Origin of the sequence: Sphingobacterium daejeonense (assembly GCF_901472535.1) — a bacterium.
In the GTDB taxonomy this organism is placed as follows: domain Bacteria; phylum Bacteroidota; class Bacteroidia; order Sphingobacteriales; family Sphingobacteriaceae; genus Sphingobacterium; species Sphingobacterium daejeonense.
On record NZ_LR590470.1, the window covers coordinates 4,496,207 to 4,519,657 of the forward strand.

Sequence of the window (23,451 nt, forward strand, 5' to 3'; positions counted from 1 at the left end):
CTAGTTCTCTCTTAAATTCTAATTCTTACCACCTCAGCTTATTCAGGGAATCAATATCCACTGATTTGGTATTTCTATAAACCATAATTATAATGGCGAGTCCGACTGCAACTTCCGCTGCTGCCAGTGCCATAATAAAAAACACAAACACTTGCCCGCTCGGGTCACCTCTATATGCCGAAAACGCTGCCAGCAATAAATTCACAGAATTCAGCATCAGCTCGATCGACATCATGATGATGATGACATTACGGCGAATTAATACTCCGATTACACCAATTACGAAAATGATGCTGCAGAATATCAAATAATGATTCAGGGGAATACCCTGCATATTTTCTATCAGATTACCCATTTTGTTTCGCTCGTGTTTCTTTCTTAGCCAATAAAACTGCTCCTACCATCGCTGTCAACAACAGAATTGAGGACAGTTCGAATGGAAGCAGAAAATCCTTAAACAATACTTTTCCCAGGTTCTTTACCAGACCAAGGTCTTCAGAAGCCTTTACAAACTCATTATTGGTCTCCAATACTCTAAATGCACCCAACAAAGTTGCCAATAGACACATCCCGGCGATCGCACCCATGAATTTTACAAGATGGGATTTCATCGGTTCGGTATCTTTGTTGAGGTTCAAAAGCATCAGCACAAACAGGAATAGAACCATAATGGCCCCCATGTAGACGATAAAATTCACAACCGCCAAAAACTGCGCATTCAGCAGGATATAATGAACCGTAAAGGTGAAAAATGTAATTACGAGGTAGAGTACACTATGCACGGGGTTCTTTGTGAAGATGGTCATCAACGCAAAGAAGATCGATAGAAACGCTACAAAATAAAATATGGTCATAGGTTAAGCTTGCTGATTTTGAGATAATTTCGTGATATCAAACTTTGGTTCCAACAATTTGTCTTTCCCATAAATAAAATCTTTGCGCAAGTAATCTGCGGTAACATGCTTGCCGTCCAAATAGATCGCTTCCTTAGGACAAGCTTCCTCACATAGACCACAGAATATACAACGCAGCATATTGATTTCATAAACTACAGCGTACTTCTCTTCTCTATACAGGTTTTCTTCTCCTTTTTTACGTTCTGCGGCAGTCATGGTAATTGCCTCCGCCGGACAGGACAAAGCACATAGGCCACAAGCTGTACAACGCTCTCTGCCTTGTTCATCACGCTTCAATGAATGTTGACCCCTGAAATTCTTCGAATAAGGCCTGATCTCCTCAGGATATTTCACCGTAGGAATTTTCTTGAAAAAGTGTTTTATAGTGATCGAAAGACCTTTGGCAATGGCAGGTAAATAAATACGCTCCCAAAAGCTCATCGGTTTCTGTTCTAATACTTTTTTTCTATTTGATAACGACTGCATTTCCCTCCCTATTAAAAGTAAGTATCTTTAACTATGGTAATGATTCCTGTCAATACAATATTTGCAATGGCCAATGGGATCAACATTTTCCAACCTAAGTTCATCAATTGATCATATCTGAACCTTGGCAAGGTCCATCTAACCCACATAAAGAAAAATATAAAAGCAAATATTTTCAGGAAGAACACCAATACTCCAATGATTGTAATCCAATTTTCTGACAGTCCGAGGTCATACATAAATGGAAAATTATATCCTCCAAAGTACAGGGCTGCCATCAAGGATGATGAAACAAACATATTGATATATTCAGAGAACATATAAAGGCCCAATTTCATGGACGAATACTCTGTATGGTAACCACCGACTAGTTCAGTTTCACATTCTGGCAAGTCAAACGGCACGCGGTTACATTCTGCGAATGCACAGGTCATAAAGATCAGGAAGCCCAAAGGCTGAACCCAAATATTCCAATTGACGAAACCAGATTGCTGTGCTACGATCTCACCGATGGAAAGGGTACCTGTAACCATCAACAAAGCAATCAGCGACAATCCCATTGCGATTTCGTAACTGATACTCTGTGATGCTGCACGGATTGCACCCATCAGCGAGAATTTATTGTTGGAAGCCCATCCTCCCAACATGATTCCATATACCCCAAGGGCGATGACCCCAAAAATATAGAGAACACCAATATTGACATCGGCAACCTGCAATTTGATCGCTTGGTCACCTATTGTCAGGGTCTGACCCCAAGGAATAACAGCCGAACTGATACAAGCTGTTATGATTGCGATCGTAGGACCTAATATAAACAAGGTTTTATGTGCCCCGGCAGGAATAATCTCTTCCTTAAAGAAGAATTTTCCACCATCACACAGGGGTTGTAATATTCCGAAAAGACCGGCACGGTCAGGACCATAACGGTCCTGCATAAACCCTGCAATCTTTCTTTCTGCCAAAGTAGAATACATCGCTATGACCAAGGTGATCACAAAAATGATTACTACTAAGATTAATTTCTCTAAAATAAAGGCCGTTTCCATCTTCCCTATTTCTATTTTAATTTTTCAGATCTTGCTAACTGTTCCACATTCGCCTCCTTTAAAACAGGATTGTCCTTAATTACGCTTGGCGGATCGAAACGCAGGTAATGATTCGATGAAATCACGGATTGATCGCTGATTTTGTAGGTTCTTCTAAGTTCCAATCGTCAGTTCGTTTGGTTTCAAACCTACAAGTATCACAGATAAAATCTTCGACTTCATTGTGTTCATCCTTGCGTCCTGTTACACGGATTACATCTGGCCCTTTATACCATAATGTCACTTTCCCTGAACATTTAGGACAGTCACGGTGAGCATTCACTGGTTTGGTAAACCAAACCCTGTTTTTGAACCTAAAAGTTTTGTCTGTCAATGCTCCTACCGGGCATACATCAATGACGTTCCCAATAAAATCATGATCCAAAGCTTCATGTATGTACGTTGAAATCTCAGCATGATCTCCGCGGAATAGAACGCCATGCTCTCTTTTGTTGGTCAGCTGATTAGCAACATATACACAGCGGTAGCAAAGGATACAACGGTTCATATGCAGTTGGATCTTTTCGCCGATGTCTATTCTTTCGAAGGTACGTCTTTCGAATTCATATCTTGTTTTGTCTGCTCCGTGTTCATAGCTCAGGTCCTGAAGTTTACATTCTCCGGCTTGGTCACACACAGGGCAATCCAAGGGGTGGTTGATCAACAACATTTCCACTACTGCCTTTCTGGCGTCTACCACCTCTGGCGAGGTGATGTTGAGCACTTCCATTCCATCCATGGACGGTTGTTCTGCAGGATGCTACCAACTTGGGCATCGGCCTAGGGTCTTTTTCTGATCCTTTGCTCACTTTTACCAAGCAGGTTCTACACTTTCCACCAGTTCCTTCCAGCTTGGAGTAATAGCACATTGCCGGTGGCACAATATCACCACCTATCTGCCTTGCAGCGTTTAATATCGTAGTACCCGGAGCAACTTCAACCGTTATTCCGTCTATTGTAACTTTAAAATTTTGAACTTCTTCTGCCATTGTCGCTCTTTCTAAATAAATCCTTTATTCCGTTACTGGAACTAGGGGATCTTCATAATGTGCTAAACCGTAGTTTCTTTGCATTGCTTCTTGAGGATTTAGGATATGCCATTCAAACTCATCCCTGAAATGGCGGATTGCTGCCGCCACGGGCCATGCTGCCGCATCACCCAAAGGACAGATCGTATTTCCTTCAATCTTCTGTTGAACCTGCCATAATAAGTCAATGTCCGACATATCACCCCTGCCATACTCAATCTTTTCTAGGATCTTTTCCATCCATCCTGTTCCTTCGCGACATGGTGAACATTGTCCACAACTCTCATGTCTATAAAAACGGGTATAATTCAAGGTATTCCGTACAATACATTGGTCTTCATCAAATACGATGAAACCACCTGATCCCATAGCGGTACCACTTACAAATCCACCGTCTGCCAAGGACTCATAGGTCATTAGGCGTGGGTTTCCTTGCATGGTCTTAACAATCAGGTTTGCAGGCAAAATAGGAACGGATGACCCGCCGGCCACCACAGCCTTCAGACGCTTTCCATTCGCCATGCCACCACAATATTCTTCTGAGAAGATAAATTCCTCAACGGGAAGGCCCATTTCGATCTCATAAACTCCAGGTTTTGCTATGTTCCCTGATGCGGAGATCAACTTTGTCCCTGTACTTCTTTCGATACCGATTTTCGCATACTCCTCACCGCCATCATTGACGATAGGTACTGTTGCGGCAATCGACTCTACGTTATTTACAACCGTCGGACAGCCATACAATCCTGCTACAGCAGGGAATGGCGGTTTTATCCTTGGGTTTCCTCTTTTTCCTTCCAATGATTCCAATAAGGCGGTCTCTTCACCACAGATGTAAGCTCCACCACCCGGCTGAACGAAAATCTCTAGGTCATAACCTGTCCCTAAGATGTTCTTGCCAGGAATCCGGCAGCTTTAGCCTCTTCGATGGCCTTTTCCATAATCCGAATCTGAGGCATCATCTCGCCACGGATATAGATATAGGAGGTATGTGCTCCAAGTGCATAGCTGGAAACAATCATTCCTTCAATCAATGCATGCGGAATATAAGTCATCAGATAACGGTCCTTGAAGGTACCAGGCTCTGACTCATCTCCATTGCACACCAAATAGCGAGGGACACCCTCAGGCTTAGCCAAGAAACTCCATTTCATCCCTGTTGGGAATCCTGCTCCACCACGACCTCTCAAACCCGATTTCTTAACCTCCTCGACTACGTCTTCCGGAGACATGGTCTTCAAGGCCTTTTCAACTGACCGATAGCCACCCTTCTCACGATAGACAGCGAAGGTATTGATGCCTGGCACATCTATATGTTCTAATAATAACTTACGTCCCATATTACTAAGCCTCGCTTTTTGATTTTTCCTTTAAATCACTGATTAATGTGTCCACACTCTCTGGAGTAAGATTCTCATAGAATGTATAACTTGGACCGATCTGTAAAACAGGTCCGTATCCACATGCTGCCAAACATTCTACACCACGCCAAGAAAACAGACCATCCGCCGTCGCCTCACCTTCCTTAACGCCTAATCTATCTTCCAGATGTGCCATGATCTTCTCCGCTCCTACCAGGCAACATGGTCCTGTACGGCAAACCTCAAGTACATACTTCGCTTGTGGCTGCAAAAAATACATGGTATAAAAAGTCGCTACTTCAAATACTTCGATAGGCTCAATGCTCAGAAAGGATGCAACCTTTTCCATAGCATCGACGCTCAACCAGCCATATTCTGCCTGAACCAAATGTAGAATCGGCAATAATGCTGACTTCTGCTTGCCCTCAGGATAACGACTTACTACTTCGGAGAATTTCCCCAAAAGATCTGCCGAGAAATCGACAATCATATTTTCTTTAACACTAAGCATCTAATTCACCTGCTATTACGTTTAAACTACTCATATTGATGATGGCATCCGAGATCAACATACCGCTGCTCATCGGTGCAAACATCTGATAATTGATGAATGATGGCCTTCTGAAATGCAAGCGGTAAGGGCTTCTGCCCCCATCGTTGATCAGGTAGAAACCTAATTCACCATTTGCTCCCTCAACCGAAGCATATACTTCTTCCTTAGGGGCATCCCACTCGCCCATCACGATCTTAAAGTGATAGATCAATGCTTCCATATTGGTATATACCTGTTCTTTTGGAGGCAGGTAATATTCTGGAACATCGCGTGGAACACACCTTTAGGTTCTTTTTCTATTTTTTCAAGCGCCTGTTCGATGATGCGCAGGGATTGCCACATCTCCTCATTTCTCACCATAAATCGATCATACACATCCCCATTGGTACCAACCGGAACATCAAAATCAAATTCCTCGTATGAGCAGTAAGGATTGTGCGCCCTCACATCATAGTCAACACCTGTTGCGCGCAAAATCGGACCTGACCAGCTATAGCTCAGAGCTTCCTCTGCTGTTACTGCCGCCACATTCGAAGTACGCTCGATAAAGATTCTGTTACGGTCAAATAACTCTTGGAACTCCTTTAATACCGGTGGGAATCTTACCAAGAACTCACGGATCTTTGCAAAGGCAATATCATTGAAATCACGCTCAAAACCACCAATTCTACCGATATTGGTTGTCAGACGTGCACCACAGATCTCTTCATATATTTCATAGATAAACTCACGCTCCTGCATCACATAAAGGAATCCCGAGAACGCTCCTGTATCTACCCCAAGGATACCATTACAGATAATATGGTCGGCTATCCTTGCCAGCTCCATAACAATAACGCGCATATATTGTACACGTTTTGGAATCTCGATATCCAACAGTTTCTCAACCGTCAGGTACCAACCGATATGTGTTGATCGGTGATGAACAGTAGTTCAAACGATCCGTCAGGGCGTAATTTGATAGAAGGGTCTATGTTCTGCGATTTTTTCAAATGCACGGTGGATATAGCCAATGGTAGAGACACCACTGACGATACGTTCACCGTCAATTTGGACTACATTTTGGAATACACCGTGGGTAGCAGGGTGTGTAGGTCCAATATTGAGAGTTATCAACTCATCCTGAGGGTCATTGTCCTCAAAGACAGGTGCATTATGTGATATTTTCGAAATAGATTTGCTCATGATTGTCCTATCTTATCGGCCAAAATAAAAGTCTTTCTTATCCACACGGTTAGGATCTTCCCAATGGGTATTCTTTACGCATTGGGAATACGCCAAGATCATCCATGTTGAGGATTCTTCTCAGATCAGGATGGCCTTCGAAATTGATTCCAAAGAAATCGTAGGTTTCGCGTTCCATCCAGTTTGCTCCGTTCCATAGCACTGTTGCTGTAGGAATAGATGGGTTTCCTTTTCCAAGAACACCTTGATACGTATACGGACATTATGGACCAAGCTATGTACATGATAAACTACCGCAAAAGGTTTTTCCCTTTCCGGGTAGTGTACCGCTGTAATATCTGTCAAATAGATAAATTGCATGGATTCATCTGTTTTGATGCTTGACAGCAGATCAATAATATTTTCCGTATCTGTTTCGACTGTAAGCAGTCCTTTAGGTTCTGATATATGGGTTACTTTATGCCGAATTCTGTTCTCAGCTTTTCGATAACCGCTTGATTAGTCAACTTATCCATTATCTGTTAAGATTCCGTACTTTTCCAATAACGCTTTATATTCTGGCGTATTTCTTCTGTTCAATGATTCGTTTTTCACGATGTCCTGGAGTCTGAGCACACCGTCCAGAATTGCTTCTGGTCGTGGCGGGCAGCCAGGGACATACACATCTACAGGTATGATTTCATCGATTCCTTGTAACACGGAATAGGTATCGAAAATACCGCCACTGGAGGCGCATGCACCTACGGCAATTACCCAGCGTGGTTCTGCCATCTGTATGTATACCTGTTTCAATACAGGTGCCATTTTCTTTGCAATCGTTCCCATTACAAGCAACATATCAGCTTGTCTTGGGGAGAAACTAGGCCTCTCAGCTCCGAACCTTGCCAAATCATACGTCGACCCCATGGTCGCCATAAACTCAATTCCACAGCAGGATGTTGCAAACGGTAGAGGCCATAGCGAATTAGCGCGTGCTAATCCGATGGCTTTATCCAATGTTGTTGCAAAGAATCCCGCTCCCTCTACACCTGGAGGCGCATCTGATAAGGTAATATTGCTCATCTCTAAATTATTTGCGCGATCAAACCGGCAAAAACCAAAAGGTTAATCCCAGTCTAATGCTTTCTTTTTAATGATATAAATAAACCCTAAAAGCAATAACCCCATGAAGACGAACATCTCAATCAGCCCCTGCATTCCGAATTCCCTGAAATTCACGGCCCACGGATACATAAAGATGACCTCAATATCGAAGATCACGAAACAAGATAGCAACCAAGAAATATTTGATTGAAAAGGGCTGTCTAGCGTTTCCGACAACTTCAACTCCGGACTCAAAAGCCCCCAGTTTGTTCTCTGTACGCACTTTGGACCAATAAGGTGGGTTCCAATAATCGTGGTAACACCAAATCCCACGGCCACAGCCAATTGAATTAATATAGGAATATAATCTATGGGCGCACTTTGCCCAGCTAATCCATCCATATCTTTAGTTTATTGCTATTAGTAGTCTAACAAAAATAACAAAATATGTCAATAAAAAAAGAGAGCTGGATTACTATAAGGTTGGTATTTGTTATTTTGAATCATTATAAATAGATGTGATGTAGGGTAGACATAAGGCAAAAGAGAAAAACAAGGGCAAGGTAGATGTGGGATGTGAGATTTGAGATAGAAAGGTGAAATTTTACTAGGTCCGTAGAAACGCGAGCTTCGGCTCCGCTATTAGCCACCGGAAACGGCCCCTGAGTATTGCCAGCAATGCCGAAGCCAGAGAGTATAGGTTTGTCCATGAGCAAATCACCAAGCCGCGGTCCGTTTCCTCACCAGCCACTAACTATAATTAAACGCCTTGTTCTGACTGGTGGGGACACTGCAATGCCAATGTCGTTCGTTAAATTGGCAAAATATTATCCATATATAAAAACAAAAGGTCTGAAGCTTGGCTTCAGACCTTTTGTTTTTATATAGACTATTCAGATTCTAATGTCTATTGTCTACTGTCTTATTTAACTGCCTCCACCATTTGAGTAGCGAAAGGATCTTCTGGTTTCAATTTCAAAGTTTCAGCGAATTCAGCTTTAGCTTTAGCGTTGTCACCTTTTAGGTAAGCGAAGTAACCGATGTAGTTATGTGCATCTGCAGCATAAGTTTTGTTAGCTTCTTCTTCTGCTTTACCTGAAGCTGAGATTGCAGCCAATAACTTAGTGAATGAATCTACGAAGATACCTTTAGCATTTTCTGGATCGTACATTACGTTGTCCAATGCTAATTCTGTCAATCCTTTGTAGTACAATGCAGGGATTTTGTATTTGTCAACCACTTCTTTTTTAGTTGCGTCACCTACGATACCCAATGATTTCACTGCAGCCTCCAAGTGTGGTTTTGCTTCAGTCCATCTTTGCAGCTACTTCTTCAGGAGTCAATTCAGTTCCTTCAGGAACAGTTACTAATTTCGAACCGATACCATACTCTATCTGTCCTAAGTAGAAGTTTGAGTCATAGAAATAGTCAGAGCTGTCATTGCTAGCAGGGATCGTAAAGATCTTAGCAGCGATTTCGTTCTCACCATTCTTGAAGTATTCGAAAGCTGTTTCTGAGATTTCCTCATCGTAGTTCTCGTCTTCAGTTTGTTTTGTTTCTGCAACTTTCAGGTACTCAGCTCCTTTAGCAGCGTCACCAGCGATGATATTTGCTAGACCAGCGTACAAGTAGTCACGACCGATCAATCGTGCAGTGTCAACTTTGCTGAACAAGGTAGTCATATACTCCAATGATTTTGCGTAGTCTTTATCTTGCAAGAAAGAGATATAACCTAAGTAGCGGTATACTTTGGCGTCTACACCTTCTACAGTGGATAATTCTTGAGCAACGGTTTTCAATTCGTCATAGTTACCAGAATATACCAAGAAGTCAGCGTAACGTACTTTAGCGTCAGTTGAAGCATCACCAGTCAGTGACAAGTATTTTTTATAGTTGTCAACTGCTTTTTGGTTGATTTCACGGTATTGTTCTTCTGGAGCTTTGATAGAAGACAAGTAGTATGTCTCTGCCAACTCACGGTAGATTGGTCCGTACTCAGGGTTTTCACCTGCCAATGTTGTTAATTGTTCCAATACGACATCATAAGCTTGTGCTCTTCTTGAAATAATAGCTTGTCCGATTTTTGGAGCCAATAATTTTTCATCTAGTGCCAAAGCATCACGGTATGCTACGTATGCAGGGCTACTTTCACGCAACCCAGCATAAGCATCACCTAATGCTGTAGGGATCATAGGATCTTTAGCATTCAGTTCTTTAGCTTTCGTTAAATATTCAACTGCTTTTTTATAGTCAGGTTTTGGAGCATCGATGTATCCTCTACCGATATAATAAGGTACTTCATATTCTTTTTTGCCCACACCTTGCGCTGCTGTAGCGAATTTTGTCTCTGCTGCAGCTACATCGCCTTTTTCTAGGTCAACGATACCAAGACCTACAGTATTCAATTTTTCTTTAGGAGCATTTGTTACACCTTCTTGGAAAACGATTTGAGCAGAGTCGATTTTATCGTTGATCAAGTGGATTCTTCCTAGATAAAAATAATTCTCACCATCTTTTGCCTTCTTCTGAACTAAATTCTGCAACATAGCTTTAGCTTTGTCATATTGTTCAGCTTGAATTGCAGCCTTAGCATCCTTTAAACTTTGAGCTTGAGCTGTTCCTGTAGCAACAGCCCCTGCAACTAAAAGGCTTAAAAATAATTTGCTGTTTGTCATAATCTGTTATTTACTCTTTGTTATAAACTAATTTATGTTGTCTTCTCTAATTATAATTTCTCGTCCGGGCATGGTCACGGGCAACAGTCCATATTTCAGAACAATTCTCTGCCCGCGGTCTCCTGTCATAAATGCAGAAAATCCAATTCCCAATCCCAAATTCGGTTGATAATTTAGCACTTGAAATTCATTCTTCAATGCGTATTCATCGGTAGCAAAAGTGGTTTGAGAGGGCTTAAAATATCCTATGCTTTTTCCGTCCTTCAAAGTCTGAAGGCTTAAGATACGAATTTTATTTTCTTCTCCAAACTGTCTTACGCAATCTAAATATTGACCGTAGGACATCACCCCGATACTATTTACACCTTTCAATACTTCCTCTATCACTTCCTTTGACGTTTTCATTGCTTTGACCGGACTGCCCCGATACCTTTTTTCCAATTTTGTCAATTCCTTCACTGTACGGAAGGTGCTAGAGTTCACGTTGTCGAAAACTAACTTCTTCCCGTCTTTAGATTCTCCCTTTAACATTGATGTTAACGCATTAATGTCAATTGAAGTATCTGTTGCCGAAATATTATTTACAAAAACCACACCATCATAGAATGCTGGGAAGGTTCTTGGTGAAATTCCTCTGCTTTTGAAGCCTGCATTTTCTTCATTAGTGAGCAGGCGTGCAAGAATTGCGATGTCTGCTTGTCCTTGCATCAAGGCATTGATAGCTTCTCTTTCCGGCAGAGGGATCAACTTAATATTGGAATTGACGTACGAAGACTTGAATACATCCACTTGCTGTAGCATCAGCGGAAGTGCTGCTTCGTCCACAATAACCGAGAGTTCACCCGTCAGAATATCATCTTTTCGCCGCATTAGCGCTTACTTTTGTCGTATCAGTGGTTTCCTGTCCTTTATTTTTGTTCTGCGAACAAGAAACTACGAGGGCCAAAAGTATCATCATCGCTAATGAACACCATATAGAACGCTTCATATTACTTAGAATACTTAAATACCGAAAAGGATTAATTTAGTTCCGAAAATTATTTTGCCATAGTCTAGCAAATCGCATAAAAGAATATACGATCAGGAGTATTCCGAAGATCTTTTTGTAGGTAGGGTCAATCTCTATTGGAAAAGCCGTTCCAGAAGATAATCAGGATCCCCAGTACAAAATAAAAGAGGAACATGAATAGTCCTAAAATGGACAGAAATCGCTGTGTGGGCGATTTCTGTCTAAAATTATTTCTTGTTGAATGATTCGACATATCGAATTACATGTTTGACAAGTCTAAGCGGATAGGCAATGAATAGCGAACTGGAACCGGGCGACCATTTTGGATTGCTGGTGACCATTTCTTTGATTTCTTCAATGCTGTGATTGCTGCTTGTCCTGTTCCGTAAGAAAGGTCTTTAGTCACTTTGATATCAGAAAGCGCACCGTTTTTGTCAATTACGAATGACAATTCGATTGTTCCTTTTACACCAGCATCGATTGCTGCTTGTGGATATTGCAGTGTTGTAGACACGAATTGACGGAAGGCGTTGATACCACCTGGGTAAGATGCAGGCACCTCTACCGCTTCAAAGTCATAGACTTTGTTAGGATCTCCATCTGGCGTACCTTTGGTACTACCTGTGATGGCACCTTCTACTTTCTTAGGTCCGAACTCTCCGGTTGGTACACCTGATGCACCTGGCGTTCCTTTAAGGGTAATACGCGCTGGAGTAGCATTTTTCTCTTTGATTTCTTCTTGAGAAACGACCTCTTCTTTTACTTGTCTTGCATCAACAACCTTAGGTTCTGGGAAACGGATTAGGTCTTCCGCAGGTGGTTCTTCTGCAATACGTTGAGGAGGTTCTTCCTCTTGAGGTAGTGGTTCTTCTTCTTCAGGTGGTTCAGGGATCTCAAGATCCTCTAAAGTAACTGGAGTAACTTCTACTACTTCCTCAACAGGCTTCTCAGGAAAAAGCTTTATATCGAAGGCTTTGATAGCCACGAAAGCCAAGACTACTGCCGATACTGAGAACAGAGCGATATTGGTAGCAATCGGTGCGTATTTACGCAATGCATATGCTCCATAGTCTTTATTTCTATTCTCAAAAACGACATCTAGCCATTCTTTCTTAAATAAATCTAATTTTGAACCGATCATTTTTTTCCTTTTTATCTGATGGATTATTCGTTATAGATTCCGTTTGTTTTCAAAACCTCAACTTCTTCAGGTTTGATCTTGGAAATCATAAAGCGTTTCACATCAGTGATTTTCATTTCATCTAGTATGTCAACGAGGTTACGTTGTACAGACCTATCACTTGGACGGATTACGACGATAAGGTCTTTACCACCTGACACCTGAGGAACCTGCGCTTTTTTCTCCAAAACGATTTTTCTGATTCCTTCTTTGCTGTAGTCAACTACTGCTGGTGCAGAGATAGGATTTGCCAATTGTCCGTAATACCAAGCAATTTTATCATCTGATCCTAACAATAAAGTGATTGAACGGTTGTCTGCGATTTCGATCTCAGGGTTCAGTTCGTTTTTGTCTTTATTTTTGTCAGGCATGTTAACATCCATTGCTTGAGGCTTGTTCAAGGAAGTTGTAAGCATGAAGAATGTGATCAGAAGGAATGCTAGATCCACCATCGCGGTTAAGTCTACGCGTCCCCCGTTTTTCTTCGACCTTACTTTGCCACCTTTTTTGCCACCACCGGAGTCTTGATTTAATTCTGCCATTTTTTATCTTGTTATTGTTCCTGGCGCAAACCTGTAACAAAACTGAATTTGTTTTGTTTTTGGTTTCTCAGGGTTTCGATAATCAAATTCATTACTGAGTACTTCTCTTCAGCATCTGCTTTGATCGCTACTTTCATTGCTCCTGGATCTACCCAGTTTTTCACCTTGCCTTCTTGGTCACGGTTGAATTCAACTGTTGCCAAGCGAGCTTGCTGTGTCCAATGATAAAGTTCGTTTGAAAGTTCTTCTGTACTATCCACTGGGATACCTGGTTGAACTTCTAAAGTACGTTTGTCATTTTCCAATGAAAGCAGTGCACGCAATTGCTTGAATGGTACTCCAAACTCATCTAGTGCTTTGAACTTCTCGTACTCTTCTTCTGTAAAGCCAACTTTATACTTCGCAGACATATTCTTTAGGGTCAATTTACGAACCTCAGGGTTCTTAACGCTAAAAAACACTTTTCCACCATTACCTACTGTGATAACAGAAAGGTTATCATCTGGTAATTTATCCAACGTTGTGGATGCTGGCGTATCTACGGGCATTACTTCTGGCTGACGTGCTGTTGCTGTCAAGACGAAGAATGTAAGAAGCAAGAAAGACACGTCACACATCGCCGTCATGTCGATCGTTGTGCTGGCTCTTTTTACTTTTGCTTTTCCCATTTCTTTACTTCTTTAATGTGAACACTCTATTTCTTTTTTAATAATGATGCGAAAGGGTTGAACATTGCATAAAAATTGTTCAACTTTTTTTCGGATCTTCTTATTTGTGGTTTGCAGCGTATGTTTGTACGATTGAGAAACCAGCCTCGTCAATAGAGTACGTTAATGTATCGATCTTAGAAGTTAAGATGTTGTAGAAAATAATCGCGATTGTAGAAGTACCGATACCTGTTGCCGTGTTGATCAAGGCCTCAGAAATACCGTTTGCTAATTTTGCTGAATCCGGTGCACCACCTGTTGCTAAAGCCGAGAACGCTTTAATCATACCTGTTACTGTACCTAATAGACCAGTCAATGTACCGATAGAAACTAATGTAGCGATAACTGTCAAGTTTTTCTCTAACATTGGCATCTCTAATGTAGTAGCTTCTTCGATTTCTTTTTGGATAGCCAATACAGATTTTTCTGTATCTAATCCTGGATGTGCTTCAACATCTTTATATTTTAAAAGACCAGCTTTGATTACGTTTGCAACAGAACCTTTTTGTTTGTCACACTCTTGAATAGCGCTATCAATGTTTCCTGATCTCAATAAACCTTGTACTTTTCTTACAAAGTTACCTACGTTTCCAGTTCCAGACGCTTTACCGATAACGATAAGACGCTCGATTGAAAATACCCATACCATTAAGAATAGACCAAGTAATACTGGTACTACGTATCCTGCGTGGTAAACCATTCCGTAGTAGTTTCCTGGTTTTGGTTGGTTCTCCGGATTGTTGTCGATAAAGTTGGAAGGATCACCCATCACAAACTTATAAACTAAGAAACCAATTACTAGACAAATGATAATTGCTAAACTTGCAAATAGGTTACCCGCGTTGCCACTCTCTTGTTTAGCAGGGGTTGTAGTTTTTGGTGCGTTTGCCATTTTTTACTAATTTTTAGATTTTTTACTGTTGTTTAATTATTAAGTTAAATTCAATTTAATGCAAGCTAAATGCCGTTATTTTACATTAATTCAAAACAAATATAGCATTTTCTGTTAAAAACAAAATTAATTTGAAGATATCTGATTATTTAACTTTTAGGCTGTGTTACCTACTCATTGACGTTCTTCAGCAGCTCTCAAATCAATGCTTTCTTTGTCGTATCACATAACGGTTGAATATTCCATATTTTTTACAATGAAAACCATTTTTTTTTTGAATTGCAAATTAACAAATCATTAAATGTTAAAAATAAGTGAGTATTTACTTACAATCCCCACCGTTCCGCAAGAACCAAAACAGGAACGAAATACCACTATTTCTTTGTTTTTTAAACGTTTACACGACAATTCCATCTTTAGCCCCCAAAGGATTTAACTTGGAACTTCTCCGAAGTTAAATATTGGATAATCTTTTCTTTAAAATCACCTTGTATCAAATTTCACCATCCTTTGCACTGCCCCCAACCCCACATTTCTGCTTTAATTTCCGCGCTAAATCTTCTAAGCCAGCATCCGTTCCTACAAATCCAGTAACGATTGTCACAACTTTTCCCTTGCGCTGTTTCTTGTCCAATCCAACTTTTAAGACGTTGCTTATCGTTGGGCAAGGTCTCCTGCTCCTCTCCTCCTTCTGCCTCGTTGTACTCAAAATCGTCCGATGTAGAATATACTATACCTTCAAAACGTTGTTTTTTTCTGTTTTGCCATATTTTATCAACAAATTATTTTCAGTGCATTGCTTTGCACTTTGATATCTATTTTATCGCCCAGGTCCATGGGTTCACCGTCCAAATGCACCGGAGCTTTGCCTTCCTGCTCGATACAGATCTCTTTCCCGGGGATGATTTCCACATATTCCGACTGATCTGCAGTCTTGTTAAAAAGATGAAAGATCATCATCGGTAATATATATAACGGAAATTTATGCACAATACATACATCGAGCAGCCCATCATTTATAGAAGCATTTGGCGCGATGTAGGCATTATTGCCATATTGAGGTGAATTTGCTACCGATACCATGAACGCCTCCCGTTCATAGACCTTGCCATCGATCTTTAGCGAATACTTTCGAGGTTTATATTTGCTCAATACGTTGATTGCTGTTCGTAGGTATCCTACCGGCCCCCGGAATGTTTCCGATGCAAATTTATCGCTGACCGATGCATCGAAGCCTATTCCGGCCATATTGAAGAAATAACGGTCACCTACCTTTCCGCAGTCAATTTCCACGCTGTCGAACCTGTTGATGCGCCTCAGGGCAGCCGATTCATTCATAGGAATCCCCAGATAATAGGCCAGTCCATTTCCGGATCCTTCGGGAATAATTCCCAAGGGGACTTCACTTCCTGCAAGAGCGGAACCGATTTCGTTGATTGTACCATCTCCCCCGACCGCTATAACGGCATCATATTGCTCTTCGATGGCAGATTTTGCGAGTTCATAGGCGTGATTAGCGTGATCGGTCACTTTAAAGGTCGGATCAAACCTGTTTAAATCGAGTACTTCGAGTACTTGTTTATTAAACGCTGTTTTCTTCTTCCCACCTGATACTGGATTGATAACAAACAGTATGCGCTTCTTTCTCATTTACGTCATTTAATTCCGCTAAAGATAATAATTTGGTTGAAATACTTTTTAAATATTGCAAAGTATCGTAGCTTTGTGCCACACAAAATGTGGACTGATTTGCATTTAGCATTATCATAATGTAAATGGGAGATTGCAACCACAGTAAAAAAGTGCTAAAACCATTCGGGACAAATGATTTTTCACCTACTGTCTGCTATTCCCTTCAAACGTTTATAAATTTTATGGCATATTTATTTACCTCCGAATCTGTTTCTGAAGGACATCCAGACAAAGTCGCAGACCAAATTTCGGACGCTTTAATCGACAACTTCCTCGCATGGGATGAAGATGCCCGCGTAGCTATTGAAACCTTAGTTACTACTGGACAGGTGGTTTTAGCAGGTGAAGTGAAGTCCAAAATCTATCTGGACGTTCAGAAGATCACTCGCCAGGTTATTGAGAAAATCGGATATACTAAATCCGAGTATATGTTCGAAGCCAACTCCTGTGGCGTACTTTCGGCAATACACGAACAATCAGCGGACATCAACCAAGGTGTTGACCGCATCACAAAACAAGAACAAGGCGCTGGTGACCAAGGGATCATGTTTGGCTACGCTAACAATGAAACCGACAACTACATGCCTCTGGCATTGGATCTATCGCATAGACTATTATACGAACTTGCTGCACTGAGACGCGAAAACGATGAAATCAATTACTTGCGCCCAGACGCCAAGTCACAAGTGACATTGGAATACGACGACAATCATAAACCGGTTAGGATCGATACCATCGTGATCTCTACACAGCACGATGATTTTGCTTCTGAAAAAGAAATGCAAGAGAAGATCCAAGCTGATATCATCAATATCTTGGTTCCTCGCGTAAAGGCACAGCTCAAACCAGAGCTACAGGCTTTATTTACCGACCAGATCAAATACCATATCAACCCTACTGGAAAATTCGTTATCGGTGGCCCTCATGGCGACACTGGTTTGACAGGTAGAAAGATTATCGTTGATACCTACGGTGGTAAAGGCGCGCATGGTGGTGGTGCTTTCTCGGGTAAAGATCCTTCAAAAGTAGACCGTTCTGCAGCTTATGCTACCCGCCATATCGCCAAAAACCTCGTTGCTGCAGGTGTGGCTGACGAAATTCTCGTTCAGATCTCTTACGCTATCGGCGTTAAAGATCCTATGGGAATCTATGTAAACACATTCGGCACTAGCAAAGTCAACAAAACGGATGGCGAGATTGCAGCAATTATCGGTGATCTATTTGATATGACTCCTTACGGTATTGAAACACGCCTAGGCCTTCGTAACCCGATCTATGCTGAAACTGCAGCTTACGGACACATGGGCAGAACCCCAAAAACAGTGACCAAAACTTTCGAAAACTCTAACGGCGAAACAAAAACCGTAGAAGTTGACCTGTTCACATGGGAAAAATTGGACTATGTGGATGAGGTGAAGAAGGTGTTTGGGTTGTAGTCTTAAACATTAGACATAAGACATTAGACTTGAGATGGCGAGATAATCTTAGGTTTGATCTCTTTAGATTAGATAACAAAAAAATAGAGGGCAGGAGAAATTTCTCCTGACCTTTTTTTATGCGGGGATTTTTCTTTTTATAGGGTCTTATTCCACTCTTGTTCCACTCTCCTTCCACTCTAAGTATTCTTTCGTTCGGACCTTGTTCGGCGCAAAACAAATGCGGAAGTCAAGCTGGCGAAAGGATTAGTCGAATGGCGGTCTCTGGGCGGAGTCGAAGGGAAAAGTTTAGAACGCAAGTGACCCTGTGCGTAGGCCACCGCTCAACACTTCCGCTAGCTCTGCTGAAGATGGTTGGTGGGCAAGACGAGTAAAAAAAGCCCCGAGAATAATCCCAGGGCAAAAATTGTATTAGTAAACTATACAGTCTCTAATGTCTAAGTATTATCCTTCCAGTACTGCTGATGATGTTGGGATTTGGCGATTTACTTTTTTCACCAATCCTTGCAGGACAGTTCCAGGGCCAACTTCTACGAAGCTTTCGGCGCCATCTGCCAACATCGTTTCTACAGACTGTGTCCAACGTACTGCGCCAGTTAACTGGGCAATAAGGTTGTCTTTGATCGCTGTTGGGTCCTGATAAGGAAGGGCATCATAGTTTTGGTAGATCGGACAAACCGGGATCTGGATTTCAACGTCCATAATAGCAGCTTCCAATTCTTGTTTTGCAGCTTCCATCAAAGGGGAGTGGAATGCTCCACCTACATTTAATTTCAGCGCGCGCTTAGCACCGGCTTCCAATAATTTTTCACAGGCTTTGTCAACTCCGGATACGGTTCCTGAGATTACCAATTGACCTGGGCAGTTGTAGTTTGCTGCTACAACGATATCATCGACCTGTTCACATGCCTCTTCGACGATTACATCGTCAAGACCTAGGATTGCAGCCATTGTTCCCGGCTCTAGTTCTGTTGCTTTCTGCATGGCGTTAGCACGTTTGGCAACTAACCTTAAGCCATCTTCGAATGATAGGGCACCAGCAGACACCAAAGCAGAGAATTCTCCTAGGGAGTGACCTGCTACCATGGCTGGTTGAAACTTGTCGCCTAAGGCTTTTGCTAGGATAACTGAATGCAAGAAGATTGCTGGTTGGGTAACTTTAGTCTGTTTCAGTTCATCTTCGGTACCATTGAACATAATATCAGTGATGCGGAATGCCAAGATTTCGTTTGCTTTTTCAAATAATGCCTTGGTTTCTTCATTTAGATCGTATAGGTCCTTGCCCATGCCCACAAATTGTGCACCTTGGCCTGGAAAAATATAAGCTGTTTTCATATGCTATAGTTTAATTCAACAAAAATATACTTAATCTTCGGGTAGAAAAGAAAGTGAAGAAAGATTTTCTCTACTAAAAATGTCATTGGATAGTTCTAGGATCTCCTTTGCGGTCACTTTATCGATTTTTCCGAATACTTCATCCAATCCTACCACGCGGTCATAGTCCAAGATATTCTTAGCTTCAGCGATAATAAGGCTCATCCTGTTTTCTTCTGCCAGGGCAATTTGTCCTTTGAATTTGTTCTTTGCGCGTTCGAGCATCTGTGGGCTCAGCTGACTTTCTTTGAGCTTATCCAGTTCTTTATGAATGAGCTTTATGGTTTTTTCGACTTTCTCGTCATCGGTTCCGAAGTAAATACTGAAGAGTCCGGTGTCGGAATAGAGGCTATAATTGGATTCTATGGTATAGGCGATACCGTATTTCTCTCGGATATTGAGGTTAAGGATATTGGACATGCCATATCCTCCAAGCAGGTTGTTCAATAGCAGGAGTCCGGTTTTTCGGTGGTCATGGATTCCATAAGCAGAACCTCCGATCACGACGTGAGCCTGATTGATTGGTCTTTCCTGTTTTGCCTGCAGCACGGGTCTTTTAACCATATCTTCAGCGGCGTGCACCCAACTATGAGCGTTTGCATTACCAAAGCTCTTGTTGGCTATCGCTTTGACCTTCTTCTCTGTGTAATTCCCTGAGATAGCAATTACGATCTTTGAGCTATCATAATGCTGCTCAATAAACCTTTTGATATCTGATTGCTGTATAGATTTGAGATCCTCTTCCAAGCCCAGGATATTATGCCCCAAACCTGTGTTTGAAAACACCTGATCTTCGAAATCATCCATAATGGATTCTTCGGGACTATCCAGATAAGATGCCATTTCATCGAGGATTACTTCTTTCTCTTTCAGCATTTCATCTTCAGGAAAGACAGAATGGAACAGGATATCCTCGAACAGGTCGATTGCCCTATCCAGGTATGGATTTAAGAAGGAAGCATGGATACATGTATATTCTTTGGTTGTGTAGGCGTTAAGGTCACCACCGACAGATTCCAATCTATTTAAAATTTGATTTGTACTTCTGCGCTCGGTCCGCTTGAACAGCAGATGTTCAATAAAATGGGCAGTACCGAACTTTCCCATTTCTTCATGCCTTGAACCTGCATCTACTATCAAGCAAATATGAGTAATGGAAGAAGAATGTGGCTGAAACAAAACCCGCAACCCGTTGTCAAGCTGGAATATTTTATGATCCATATTGATTTTTTGAATGACAAAGGTAGTGAATAGATGTGAGATATGAGATGTGGGATGTAAGACAGTGAGCTCGAATCACAGTGTCAGAGTTGACTTGTACCTCACCCCCATACAGTTTATCCCTCCAACTAGTTTATACCCACAGCCGGTCTATCCCGCTTTCTATCTCATATCTCATATCGCATATCTCATATCTCCCAACCTACATCCTCGGCATTCTCATTCCTGGAGGCATTCCGTTGTCTATGTTTGGTGCCATTCCGGAGAATTTTTGAAGTTTGAAGGTGAACGTCAGCATAAAGTATCTGCCAAGGCGGTTTGTTCTGGTGTCAGAGATTAGGTTGTCTTGGAAACTTCTGTTCAGGTTCAATTGTTCGTTCAGCAAATCGAATGCTTGGAAGCGAATTGTTCCGCGTTGATCCTTTAATACCTTTTGTTCAATGTAAGAGTTGATGATAAAAGGGTTGGCATCGCTTAGGCTACCGTATCCTTTATTGAAGGTTTTTGAGACATCCACTCCGAAAATTGTTGTTGGAGTGATGTTCACCGAACCGATAAATGTCGGCGTTAAGCCTGATACTGCAGTGTTGTTCTCTGTCAAGGAATTTCTAACCATATTGTAGGAATACCTGATTCCTGGGTTTAATTCTAGATTTTCAGAAGGGTTATAGCGGAACATCAATCCTTGCATAAATCTCCAAGTATTGGCAATATTTTTCATTCCTTCTACTGCGTCTGGGTCAGTTGAAGTATAGGCGACGTTCTTGCTGTAGTTGATTCCTCCCATCAGCATCAAGTTATAGGTTTTCTCTTTCATTGATTTACCAAAGTGGTAGAAAGAGTTCACCGCATACACAGGCTCCTCGGTTTCGTTCAGATAACGAGTCTCAGAAAGCATACCTCTTCCAGTTCCTGGGATACGCTTTACATATGAGACGATTTTATCATTTGTAAGGTTACCATTAACGAATGCAAAGAAGGTATTCCCTTTTTGGAAATCTCCAGCACGGAAACGCATCATCATCTGGTGCCTGAATTCAGGATTTAGATTAGGGTTACCGATGGTCTTATTTGTTTCGTTCAAGCTAACTTCATAAGGAAGGATTTGATCCACTGAAGGTTCCGTTGCTTGTCCTGAATAGTTTATGCTAAGGTTCTTCTGGCGTGAAAACTTATATTCAAACCTGGCAATAGGCATTATGTTAAAGTTTTTTCTATTGATCTGCGTGGTCAGGTCGTCACTAGAAGCGTACCCATCCAAAAGAGAAGGTTGTACTGCTGCACCGATCGAATATTTTACCTTATCGTTCTCGAATGCATAGTTCGCTCCTATCCTATGCGTAGTAAAGCTATAATCCTGATCATAATGGAAATTGATGATTGTACTGTCATTGTTTAAGAATGGCGTACCATCTTCATTGAATGCATCCTGATATCTTCTATTGTCGTAATTGTTTTTGTTGAAATCATAGGTGAATTCCAGTTTTCCATGTTCTGACAAAGGTTCGATATAGGAAAGGCTAGCTCCAGCATTCCAGCTTTTGTTTTTGACCTCTTGAAGCGTTCTTTGGTAGATTTCTTCGCTTGTTGCATTAGCATTTTTAGGGTCATTTACCAAACGTTCGAGGATACGGTCGTAGTCACTGTTTGTGGCAGCGTTATCATAGTTGAAGTTAAAGAATAAATTACGGCCATTATCGCTTAGTTTACGGTTGTACAAACCGGAAATGCTATATCTTGGGATATTGGATTCATTAGCTTCCAGTTCATTGTCTGTATTTGTCAGTACACTTTCAAAGAATGATTGGCTCAATGAAGTTGAATTTAACTTATTGTTGTTGAATCCAAATTGAGGTGTCAATTTGATATAATCCTTATCCGTGATATTCCATTCAAGATTTGCTTCCAACCTATGGCTTGCCGTGATATTATTTGCGTCGGATTCGGCCTTGTCTTCTTGGGTTCCTTGCTCGAATGTATATTGGTTGATTCTTTCTGTCAGAGTGGTATTATCGTCACGACCGAAGGAATAGTTACCATAGACTTTTAATTTATCGGAGAAGTCATGGCGTATATTCACACCTATGGAAGCGACATTGGTCAATCCGTCCTGGTTTCCGAACATTCCACCACCTGGTCTACCGCCGCCACCTTGTCTTCTTCTGGCACCACCGCCCATGGTATTGAAGTCAAACAATGGAGCATTGATATTATTGAGGTTTCCTAAGACAGAAACTTGTGTTTTATTGGTCATTCCCATCCACATAGCAGTTGCTTGGTAACGGTCTTCTGTTCCATATCCTGCCCTTAGGGTGGTCATATAACCTTTGTTGTACTTGGGATCGATCTGTATATTGATTATTTTCTCGGAATCACCGGATTTATTACCGGTAATATTTGCCATATCGCCATAGTCATCTACGACTTGGATTTTCTCGATGATATTTGCTGGCAGGTTTTGGGTTGCTGTTTTCACATCTCCGCCGAAGAAATCCTTACCATTGATTCTTACTTTGGTGATGGACTCCCCTTGAGCTGTTACATTTCCGTCTTTATCGACTTCAACGCCCTGCAATTTTTTTAAGGCATCTTCAGCTACGGACCCTTCTCTAAGTTTGAGGTCTTTGGTGGAGTATTCTACGGTATCTCCTTTAACTTGAACGGTCAATACCCCTTGAATTACGACTTCTTCGATTTGGTTCTCGTTTACTGCGAGCTCAAAGCTTGGAATTTGAATTTCCTTTTGCCCTTGAGGCAATTCAACTTCTTTTTCGAAGGTGTCGAAGCCTAGGCTGCTGACCCTGATTTTAAATTTTGTTGCAGTTACATTTTCGAAGGTGTAGAACCCGGCATTTGAGGAACTTGTCGCCATGGTATCTGAGTCTGTAATAAGCCTTACAGATGCTCCGGCGATGGGTCTTGATTCGGTATCACGGAGCATTCCGGAGACCGTACGGCTTGATTGTCCGTACACAGTAATTCCAATAGCCATGAAGCAAAAGCATATCAGGCCTTTCAATAATCTATCCATATATCAATTAAA

Annotated in this window: 19 protein-coding genes and 5 pseudogenes; 1 reads left to right on the forward strand and 23 read right to left on the reverse strand. The window is 41.5% G+C overall.

The features are described 5' to 3' along the window. Positions 1-25: 25 nt before the first annotated feature. The 20 genes and pseudogenes from nuoK to FGL31_RS21460 all read right to left on the reverse strand — a co-directional run bounded on the left by nuoK (position 26) and on the right by FGL31_RS21460 (position 16,335). The gene (gene nuoK, locus FGL31_RS21365) at positions 26-355 is read right to left on the reverse strand and encodes an NADH-quinone oxidoreductase subunit NuoK (protein WP_099370476.1); all 330 of its coding nucleotides are present in this window, start codon (positions 353-355) and stop codon (positions 26-28) included. Then, positions 348-854 carry an NADH-quinone oxidoreductase subunit J family protein gene (locus tag FGL31_RS21370; RefSeq protein WP_099370477.1) on the reverse strand — a complete coding sequence of 169 codons (507 nt, stop codon included), beginning with the start codon at positions 852-854 and terminating at the stop codon, positions 348-350. Before FGL31_RS21370 ends, nuoK begins: the two co-directional genes overlap by 8 nt. Before the next feature lie 3 nt (positions 855-857). Then, entirely contained in the window at positions 858-1,382 is a 525-nt protein-coding gene (locus FGL31_RS21375; RefSeq protein WP_099370478.1) for a NuoI/complex I 23 kDa subunit family protein, read from the reverse strand. Positions 1,383-1,393: 11 nt separating this feature from the next. Further along, positions 1,394-2,431 (reverse strand): NADH-quinone oxidoreductase subunit NuoH, encoded by a 1,038-nt coding sequence (nuoH, locus tag FGL31_RS21380; RefSeq protein ID WP_099370479.1) that lies wholly within the window; start codon positions 2,429-2,431, stop codon positions 1,394-1,396. Between the two features lie 11 nt (positions 2,432-2,442). Next, positions 2,443-3,459: pseudogene (locus tag FGL31_RS21385) on the reverse strand (NADH-quinone oxidoreductase subunit G). A gap of 24 nt (positions 3,460-3,483) precedes the next feature. Continuing rightward, a pseudogene (nuoF, locus tag FGL31_RS21390) lies at positions 3,484-4,838 on the reverse strand (NADH-quinone oxidoreductase subunit NuoF). 4 nt (positions 4,839-4,842) lie between these two features. Continuing rightward, the gene (locus FGL31_RS21395) at positions 4,843-5,370 is read right to left on the reverse strand and encodes an NADH-quinone oxidoreductase subunit NuoE family protein (protein ID WP_099370482.1); all 528 of its coding nucleotides are present in this window, start codon (positions 5,368-5,370) and stop codon (positions 4,843-4,845) included. Continuing rightward, positions 5,363-6,597 (reverse strand): annotated as a pseudogene (locus FGL31_RS21400) (NADH-quinone oxidoreductase subunit D). Before FGL31_RS21400 ends, FGL31_RS21395 begins: the two are co-directional and overlap by 8 nt. Before the next feature lie 12 nt (positions 6,598-6,609). Next, a pseudogene (locus FGL31_RS21405) lies at positions 6,610-7,112 on the reverse strand (NADH-quinone oxidoreductase subunit C). Continuing rightward, positions 7,105-7,659 carry an NADH-quinone oxidoreductase subunit B gene (locus tag FGL31_RS21410; RefSeq protein ID WP_138094348.1) on the reverse strand — a complete coding sequence of 185 codons (555 nt, stop codon included), beginning with the start codon at positions 7,657-7,659 and terminating at the stop codon, positions 7,105-7,107. Before FGL31_RS21410 ends, FGL31_RS21405 begins: the two are co-directional and overlap by 8 nt. A 42-nt stretch (positions 7,660-7,701) precedes the next feature. Then, positions 7,702-8,082: pseudogene (locus FGL31_RS30195) on the reverse strand (NADH-quinone oxidoreductase subunit A). Positions 8,083-8,602: 520 nt separating this feature from the next. Next, the gene (locus tag FGL31_RS27035) at positions 8,603-8,974 is read right to left on the reverse strand and encodes a hypothetical protein (protein WP_232047066.1); all 372 of its coding nucleotides are present in this window, start codon (positions 8,972-8,974) and stop codon (positions 8,603-8,605) included. A gap of 13 nt (positions 8,975-8,987) precedes the next feature. Beyond that, the gene (locus tag FGL31_RS21420) at positions 8,988-10,355 is read right to left on the reverse strand and encodes a tetratricopeptide repeat protein (protein ID WP_232047067.1); all 1,368 of its coding nucleotides are present in this window, start codon (positions 10,353-10,355) and stop codon (positions 8,988-8,990) included. A gap of 27 nt (positions 10,356-10,382) precedes the next feature. Continuing rightward, a complete protein-coding gene (locus tag FGL31_RS21425; protein WP_138094350.1) occupies positions 10,383-11,225 on the reverse strand; it encodes a PstS family phosphate ABC transporter substrate-binding protein in 843 nt (280 codons plus the stop codon). Positions 11,226-11,623: 398 nt separating this feature from the next. After that, positions 11,624-12,505 (reverse strand): energy transducer TonB, encoded by an 882-nt coding sequence (locus FGL31_RS21435; protein ID WP_099370492.1) that lies wholly within the window; start codon positions 12,503-12,505, stop codon positions 11,624-11,626. A 23-nt stretch (positions 12,506-12,528) separates the two neighbouring features. Beyond that, positions 12,529-13,086: an ExbD/TolR family protein gene (locus FGL31_RS21440; RefSeq protein ID WP_099370493.1), complete on the reverse strand. Its 558-nt coding sequence runs from the start codon at positions 13,084-13,086 to the stop codon at positions 12,529-12,531. 11 nt (positions 13,087-13,097) lie between these two features. Further along, entirely contained in the window at positions 13,098-13,754 is a 657-nt protein-coding gene (locus FGL31_RS21445; protein ID WP_138094352.1) for an ExbD/TolR family protein, read from the reverse strand. Between the two features lie 100 nt (positions 13,755-13,854). Beyond that, positions 13,855-14,685, reverse strand: a complete 831-nt coding sequence (locus tag FGL31_RS21450; protein ID WP_099370495.1) for a MotA/TolQ/ExbB proton channel family protein — start codon at positions 14,683-14,685, stop codon at positions 13,855-13,857. A 493-nt stretch (positions 14,686-15,178) separates the two neighbouring features. Continuing rightward, the gene (locus FGL31_RS29430) at positions 15,179-15,394 is read right to left on the reverse strand and encodes a translation initiation factor (protein WP_317131109.1); all 216 of its coding nucleotides are present in this window, start codon (positions 15,392-15,394) and stop codon (positions 15,179-15,181) included. Between the two features lie 65 nt (positions 15,395-15,459). Beyond that, positions 15,460-16,335, reverse strand: a complete 876-nt coding sequence (locus tag FGL31_RS21460; protein WP_099370497.1) for a diacylglycerol/lipid kinase family protein — start codon at positions 16,333-16,335, stop codon at positions 15,460-15,462. Between the two features lie 224 nt (positions 16,336-16,559). Here FGL31_RS21460 and metK point away from each other — a divergent pair, with 224 nt between their 5' ends. Continuing rightward, complete coding sequence (metK, locus tag FGL31_RS21465) at positions 16,560-17,813, forward strand: methionine adenosyltransferase (RefSeq protein WP_099370532.1); 1,254 nt, start codon at positions 16,560-16,562, stop codon at positions 17,811-17,813. Positions 17,814-18,257: 444 nt separating this feature from the next. Here metK and fabD read toward each other — a convergent pair whose 3' ends face one another. From fabD to FGL31_RS21480, 3 genes are all read right to left on the reverse strand, one after another. Beyond that, complete coding sequence (fabD, locus tag FGL31_RS21470; protein ID WP_138094354.1) at positions 18,258-19,148, reverse strand: ACP S-malonyltransferase; 891 nt, start codon at positions 19,146-19,148, stop codon at positions 18,258-18,260. Positions 19,149-19,178: 30 nt separating this feature from the next. Continuing rightward, the gene (locus FGL31_RS21475) at positions 19,179-20,408 is read right to left on the reverse strand and encodes a M16 family metallopeptidase (protein ID WP_138094356.1); all 1,230 of its coding nucleotides are present in this window, start codon (positions 20,406-20,408) and stop codon (positions 19,179-19,181) included. Between the two features lie 202 nt (positions 20,409-20,610). Continuing rightward, positions 20,611-23,400: a TonB-dependent receptor gene (locus FGL31_RS21480; RefSeq protein ID WP_171017758.1), complete on the reverse strand. Its 2,790-nt coding sequence runs from the start codon at positions 23,398-23,400 to the stop codon at positions 20,611-20,613. Between the last annotated feature and the right edge of the window lie 51 nt (positions 23,401-23,451).

Coding starts and splice junctions, on each gene's coding strand:
- FGL31_RS21480 (WP_171017758.1), bottom strand. CDS start 23,400: ATGGCTATTGGAATTACTGTGTACGGACAATCAAGCCGTACGGTCTCC.
- FGL31_RS21475 (WP_138094356.1), bottom strand. CDS start 20,408: ATGGATCATAAAATATTCCAGCTTGACAACGGGTTGCGGGTTTTGTTT.
- FGL31_RS21370 (WP_099370477.1), bottom strand. CDS start 854: ATGACCATATTTTATTTTGTAGCGTTTCTATCGATCTTCTTTGCGTTG.
- FGL31_RS21395 (WP_099370482.1), bottom strand. CDS start 5,370: ATGCTTAGTGTTAAAGAAAATATGATTGTCGATTTCTCGGCAGATCTT.
- FGL31_RS21410 (WP_138094348.1), bottom strand. CDS start 7,659: ATGAGCAATATTACCTTATCAGATGCGCCTCCAGGTGTAGAGGGAGCG.
- nuoK (WP_099370476.1), bottom strand. CDS start 355: ATGGGTAATCTGATAGAAAATATGCAGGGTATTCCCCTGAATCATTAT.
- FGL31_RS21445 (WP_138094352.1), bottom strand. CDS start 13,754: ATGGGAAAAGCAAAAGTAAAAAGAGCCAGCACAACGATCGACATGACG.
- nuoH (WP_099370479.1), bottom strand. CDS start 2,431: ATGGAAACGGCCTTTATTTTAGAGAAATTAATCTTAGTAGTAATCATT.
- fabD (WP_138094354.1), bottom strand. CDS start 19,148: ATGAAAACAGCTTATATTTTTCCAGGCCAAGGTGCACAATTTGTGGGC.
- FGL31_RS21450 (WP_099370495.1), bottom strand. CDS start 14,685: ATGGCAAACGCACCAAAAACTACAACCCCTGCTAAACAAGAGAGTGGC.
- FGL31_RS21440 (WP_099370493.1), bottom strand. CDS start 13,086: ATGGCAGAATTAAATCAAGACTCCGGTGGTGGCAAAAAAGGTGGCAAA.
- FGL31_RS21460 (WP_099370497.1), bottom strand. CDS start 16,335: ATGAGAAAGAAGCGCATACTGTTTGTTATCAATCCAGTATCAGGTGGG.
- FGL31_RS21435 (WP_099370492.1), bottom strand. CDS start 12,505: ATGATCGGTTCAAAATTAGATTTATTTAAGAAAGAATGGCTAGATGTC.
- FGL31_RS21425 (WP_138094350.1), bottom strand. CDS start 11,225: ATGCGGCGAAAAGATGATATTCTGACGGGTGAACTCTCGGTTATTGTG.
- metK (WP_099370532.1), top strand. CDS start 16,560: ATGGCATATTTATTTACCTCCGAATCTGTTTCTGAAGGACATCCAGAC.
- FGL31_RS21375 (WP_099370478.1), bottom strand. CDS start 1,382: ATGCAGTCGTTATCAAATAGAAAAAAAGTATTAGAACAGAAACCGATG.
- FGL31_RS21420 (WP_232047067.1), bottom strand. CDS start 10,355: ATGACAAACAGCAAATTATTTTTAAGCCTTTTAGTTGCAGGGGCTGTT.